At 66.3% G+C, this 6,000-nt stretch carries 3 protein-coding genes and 1 pseudogene; 2 read left to right on the forward strand and 2 right to left on the reverse strand.

The genetic code is table 11. The features are described from left to right. Positions 1 to 615: 615 nt before the first annotated feature. Positions 616 to 2,217 (forward strand): AMP-binding protein, encoded by a 1,602-nt coding sequence (locus L2C96_RS41640; protein ID WP_110341427.1) that lies wholly within the window; start codon positions 616 to 618, stop codon positions 2,215 to 2,217. 9 nt (positions 2,218 to 2,226) lie between these two features. Next, on the forward strand, positions 2,227 to 4,035 hold the full coding sequence (locus L2C96_RS41645; protein ID WP_236808369.1) for an acyl-CoA synthetase: 1,809 nt from the start codon (positions 2,227 to 2,229) through the stop codon (positions 4,033 to 4,035). 95 nt (positions 4,036 to 4,130) lie between these two features. Here L2C96_RS41645 and L2C96_RS41650 read toward each other — a convergent pair whose 3' ends face one another. Both L2C96_RS41650 and L2C96_RS41655 read right to left on the reverse strand, forming a co-directional pair. Continuing rightward, positions 4,131 to 5,645 (reverse strand): IS1634 family transposase, encoded by a 1,515-nt coding sequence (locus tag L2C96_RS41650; RefSeq protein ID WP_418190756.1) that lies wholly within the window; start codon positions 5,643 to 5,645, stop codon positions 4,131 to 4,133. A 64-nt stretch (positions 5,646 to 5,709) separates the two neighbouring features. After that, positions 5,710 to 6,000, reverse strand: a pseudogene (locus tag L2C96_RS41655) (transposase); the annotation flags it as partial.

The following is a 6,000-nucleotide window of genomic DNA, read 5'->3' on the forward strand; positions in this document are numbered from 1 at the left end:
TCTCGCTCGAGGCATCCGCCCCTCTCGGCGTCTGCATGTCCCTCTCGCCTCCACATCCGTTTGCTGAGCGTCGCTCGCGATTCACTAGCTTGAACAACGGTGCGAAGCACTCCGTGCGCGCGGCCCGGCCATCTCGGCCAGGCCTGCCTCGATGCGACCAGCTTCACAACGCGGCACTCGAACAGTAGGATCCTAGTAATTCAGCTTTAACTATGTCAGCCCGGTTATCAACGGCGAAACGAGGGCAACGATGGGTAACGTGGACCTCGACCTGGACGTCACGGTCGGGCAGCACCACCCGCCCGCCGCGCACCGACGGGAACCCGTCACCGCCGGCGGCCTCGTCGTGCGCGCGACCTGGAGCCTCCCACACGACCAGCCGTCCGTCGACGGTCCTGGCGCTCACACGCACCCTGGGCCCGGGCGGCTGAACCACCGGCGAGCCGACGACCTCGGCACGCGTGTGGTGAACAGTTCGTGGGCACGCGACGAGCGGCCACGATGCCGCGGGCCTCACCCAACGAACGATTCACAACTGGCGGACGTCAGTCGCCACCTCGGCCAAGCCATCCGGTCCGCCGCGTCGCGGAGCGTGTCGAGAAGGAGAGCCAATCGATGACCGAGCAAGATCTCCAGCGGAATCTGGTGACCCGGGTGAATGTCGGCGACATGCTCACCCGCACCGCCTGGCGGCGCCCCGACCACGAGGCGGTCGTGGACGGGCCACGACGGCTGTCCTATCGCGAGTTCAACGCGGCGGTGAACCGGCTGGCGAACGCGCTGCTGCGGAACGGATACCGGCGCGGCGAGGTGCTGGCCCTGGTCAGCGGAAACAGCACGGAGTTCCTGCTGACCTACTACGCGTGCGCCAAGACCGGTGTCGTCTGTGTGCCGGTCAATCTTGCTTGGGGCCCACGGGAGACCGCCTACGTGCTCGATCACTCCCGGTCCCGGGGCGTCGTCGTGGAAAGCCAGCTTGCCGGCCTGGTGTCGGCCGCGCTGGACCAGCTCGACGACAGCGCCGTGACCGACGTGGTCGTTGCCCACGGCACCGGTGCGGCGTGGGAAGCCTCGGGCTCGGCGTCCTGGCGCGAGTTCGACGACTTCGTTGGCGCGGAAGGCGACGCGGAGCCGGAGTGTTTCGTCGAGGATCGCGACCCGGTCAGCTACCTCTACACCAGCGGCACCACCTCGGCCCCCAAGGGTGTGGTGAGCAGCCACCTCGCGGTCTATCTCGAATCACTGAACGCCCCGCTGGTTCTGGGCATCAGCGAACGGGAGCGCGCCGGGGTGATGATGCCGCTGTTCCACACCGCGCAACTCAACGGCTTCACCACCGGCCTGTTCTACATGGGGGGAACCGCGGTACTGCTGCGCACCTTCGATCCGGCGGCGTTGCTGGCCACCATCGAGTCCGAACGCCTCACCGAAATCTTCGCGCTGCCCATGATGTACCGGGCGATGATGGACCACGACGACATCGACAAACGCGATCTCTCCAGCCTGCGCTTGGCGATCTACGCCATGGCACCGATGCCCGACACCGACCTTCGCCGGGCGATCGAGGTGTTCGGATGTGAGTTCGCCCTCGGCTTCGGCCAGACCGAGATGAACCCGATCACCACGGTCTTTCCCCCCGAATACCAGCTGTCCCACGCCGGTTCGGTCGGACTACCGGTTCCCAACGTGCAGGTCGGCATCATGGACGACGACGGCCACCTGCTCCCCCAGGGCGAAACGGGCGAGATCGTCTACCGTGGCCCACACGCCATGGAGGGCTACCTGCGCAACCCCGAAGCCACGGCCGCGGCGTTCGCCCACGGTTGGTTCCACTCCGGCGACGTCGGCCGGTTCGACGCGGACGGACTGCTGTGGTTCGCCGACCGCAAGAAGGACGTCATCAAAACCGGCGGGGAGAACGTCGCCTCCATCGAGGTGGAGAAGGCACTCTACGAGGCCGAACCCCGCATCCAGGAGGTCGTCGCGGTCGGACTGCCGCACGAACGGTGGTCGGAGGCGATCACGGCGGTCGTGACCCGCAAGCCAGGCAGTGATCTAAGCGAGGAGGACGTGCTCGCCGCCGCCCGCAGTCGACTGCCCGGGTTCAAGGTGCCCAAGGCCGTCGTGTTCGTGGACGAGATGCCCCGCACCGCCACCGGAAAGATCCAGAAGAACGTCCTGCGCGATCAGTACCGGGACCACTTCCGCAACGACTAGTGCGGGGTCGTGTTCGACGTGACCGAGACAGCAAGCCCGCGCCCAACCGGCAGCGGTCTCCGCCCGGCCGGTGACCATGCTCGATCCAGACCTTCGGCGGCGACGAGTCGGTCCCCGAGTGTGGCGTTCCGAAATCGTGGCGACCCGCCGACCGACGCGAACCGTTCCGGCAGCCCAGACATGACCGATGAACAGACCTGCCCACGATCTCGCCCCCGCGCCGTGGTACCGCGCGGGGCGACTACCAACCGGAGACACACGATGAACCGAGGAATCGGCGCCTGGGTCACCAAACGCGCCTTTCTGCAAGGCGACTCGAAAGCCTTCGTTGCGGGCGAGCGCACTTTCACCTACGCGGACGCCGACCGGCGGACCGATCAGCTGGCCTCGGCGCTCGCCGGACTCGGCGTGCGCAGGGGCGACCGGGTCGCCGCGTTGATGGTCAACTCGGTGGAGTTCCTCGAGACGCTGCTGGCCTGCGCGAAACTCGGCGCGATCATGGTGCCGATCAACGTGCGGTTGGCCGCCATGGAGGTCGGTTTCATTCTCGGCGATTCCGGCGCGGACGTGCTCGTGTTCAACGGCCAGTTCACCGACATCGTGCGCGGCGCCCTGACCGAACCCGGCGTGCGGGTACGCCACACGGTCCAGGTGGGCGACGGCGGGTACGAAGACGGCCTGGCCTACGACGAGCTGCTGGCCAGCGGGCCGGCGGACTTCGCCGCGGCGGACGTCGCCGGAACTGACACCGCCATGTTGATGTACACCTCCGGGACCACCGGACGCCCCAAGGGGGCCATGCTCACCCACGACAACTTGCTCTGGAACGCGATCAACGTGCTCGGCACCGAGCACCCGCTTTCCTCGCGCGACGTGACGGTCACGGTGGCCCCGATGTTCCACATCGGCGGACTCGGCGTGCACTCACTGCCGCTGCTCTACGTCGGTGGCACGAACGTGATCCTGCCCAACTTCGACCCGGTCGGCACGCTCACGGCCATGGCCGAGCACCGCGCAACGGTCCAGTTCATGGTGCCGGCGATGTGGGTCGCGATCACTCAGGTACCGAACTTCGGCTCCTACGACCTGTCGTCCCTGGAACTGGCCATGGGAGGCGGAGCTCCATGTCCACTGCCCATGATCGAGTTCCTCAACGAGCGAGGCGTCCCGTTCATCGAGGGCTTCGGCATGACCGAGACCGCGCCGCTGGTCTCCATACTCGACTCGGCCCACGCGAGGAGCAAGGCCGGGTCGATCGGGCGGGTCGCGATGCACGTCGAAGCCCGCATCGTCGATGACGGCGACCGGGACGTCCCGACGAACACCGTCGGCGAACTGGTCCTTCGCGGTCCTAACATCTTCGCTGGCTACTGGATGCGCCCCGAGGCCACCGCCGAGGCCTTCCGCAACGGCTGGTTCCACACCGGTGATCTCGGGCGAATGGACGAGGAAGGCTACATCACCCTGGTCGACCGGAAGAAAGACATGATCATCTCCGGTGGTGAGAACGTCTATCCTATCGAGGTCGAGCAGGTGTTGTTCAAGCACCCCAAGGTCGCCGACGCCGCAGTGGTCGGCGGTCCCGATCCGCGATGGGGCGAGCGAGTGGTGGCCGTCGTCGTACCCGACCCCGCGGCCGGGCGGGACCCGGCCCCGGAAGAACTCGTCACCTGGTGCCGCGAACGACTGGCGCACTTCAAGTGCCCGCGCGAGGTGCACTTCGTCGATGCCCTGCCGCGCAACGCCACCGGCAAACTACTCAAGACCGTGCTGCGGGAGAAGTACGCCGGTGTGACAGACGGCGTCGTGGTCCGCTGACCAGAAACCCTGGCCAAACGTCTGCGAAACAGGTTGCAACGGCGACCAAAGCTCTTCGCCAGCGAGGGTTGCAGTGCTTCCCGAGTTGGGCCAATTTAGTGCGTAGCGGCTCGGGCTTTGATCGCTTCGAGAACGTGCTGGATGTTGTCGGGTAGTGGGTCGGCTGCCGTGATCACGTAGTCGCCGGCCTGGATATGGAGCGTGCGGTAGCGGCGGATGGTCTTGACGAACTTCTTGATGGACCAGCCGGTTGTGTCCTCGATCCAGCGGGAGACGGCCAGGGCGGCGAACACGATCGTCAGGTGCGCCTCGATCGAGTCCCTGGTGCGATGGAAGATCGGGCGTGCGGCCAGGTCCGATTTGGCCATGCGAAAGCTTTTCTCGATCTGAAACGGTTGGTGGTAGGCGCCGATGACCTGCTCGGGCGTGGGGTCTTCGATGTTGGTGACGTAGCCTTTGATCCCGGCCAGTGCCCGGGCCTTGGCCTCCAGGTCGAGGTCGCGGTTGACGGTCTTGGTGGCGTCGGTGAGCTTGACGAATCGGTTGCGCTTGATCGCGGTCTTGCCGGCCACGGCCTGCTCGGCTTTGCGGACCTGTTCGTCGATGCCTTTGAGCGTGCGCCGAGCTCGATCGTGCTTGTACTGGTAGTAGCGCACCTGGTCCTTGCGCTTATCAGTCGGCCCGGCCGGCCACGGCTGGGTGAACACTTGCCCGTCGGCGATCTCGGTGTCCGGGTGGGCCTTGCGCCACTCGGCGACGATGTAGGGGATCTCGGGGATCTTCATCCCGAGGATGAACGACAGGCCTGCGGCCTCGATGTCCTTCATGTTCTTCTCGGAGATCATCCCGGCGTCAGCGACGATGACCACATCTGTCAGGCGGTGGGCGGCCAGGAACGCCGTGATCGTAGGCAGCATGGTGGTGGTCTCGGCCGTGTTACCCTCGAACGCGTTGACCATCAACGGAAACCCCGTCGCGTCGGTCAGCAGCCCGACGGTGATTTGAGGTTCCAGGCGGCGTTCCTTGGAGAACCCGGACTCGCGGAACCCGTCCCCGGCGTCGGTCTCGAAGTACAGGGTCGCCACGTCGTAGAGCAGCAACGTCGCAGGCCCCAGACCAACATGATGGGCGCACAGCGCCGCCAGCCGCTCCCGCCACGCTTCGCCGGCATAGGCGTGCAGGCGCCGCTTGAGGGTCCGATACGACACCGGCGCGATGCCCGTCTCCTCCAGCACCCGCAGCGAGTCCAGCTTGCTGGTCGGCTCGATAATGCGCGCCAGCACCAGTTGCCGGAACACCTCGTCCCCGTCGGCGGCGGCATCGAACCCGAGGACCTCGTAGGCCAGCGAGAGCGCGTCCCACAAGTGCCCCATCCGCGAGGCTGTGATCGGCAACGGACCACCCGCCTCCGGCGGCGCATCGAGCCCCAGGTCGAGCTCGCCCTGCCCGGCGACGAGCCGCTGGCGAGCGACCGTCCGCAACAGCTCCAACTCCACATCGTCGTGGGCGGAGCTGATGTGCTCGATGTCGCGAGAGCCCTTATGGGAGGAGTGCACAATCTGCACCGCACGCGCCCCCGAGGCGGTCTTCACGGTCCGGACATAAGCCACCCGGCAACCCTAGAGCCGCGATTTAGTGCACAGATTCCACCCGACAACGCGACAAACCAGCAGGTCAGCGAACCACGGCGCAGATCAGGGGTCTGTCAGATGAACGGTGGATCTGATCTTGGTTCTCGTTGGTGGTCGGGTCGAGGCGTCCGGGGAAGGTGATCGCGAACGCGTTTAACGGCGCTTTCCAGCGCATCGTCCATCGTGCCTTGCCACGGCCGGTGGGGTCTAGAGATCGGGTGACGAGGTACAGGCACTTCAGCGCCGCGGCGTCGGAGGGGAAATGACCGCGGGCCTTGATGCCCGCCGGTAGCGGGCGTTGATCGACTCGATCGCGTTCGTGGTGCAGATGACC

The sequence above is a fragment of the Amycolatopsis tucumanensis genome (assembly GCF_021654135.1).
In the GTDB taxonomy this organism is placed as follows: Bacteria; Actinomycetota; Actinomycetes; order Mycobacteriales; family Pseudonocardiaceae; genus Amycolatopsis_E; species Amycolatopsis_E tucumanensis.

Coding starts and splice junctions, on each gene's coding strand:
- L2C96_RS41640 (WP_110341427.1), top strand. CDS start 616: ATGACCGAGCAAGATCTCCAGCGGAATCTGGTGACCCGGGTGAATGTC.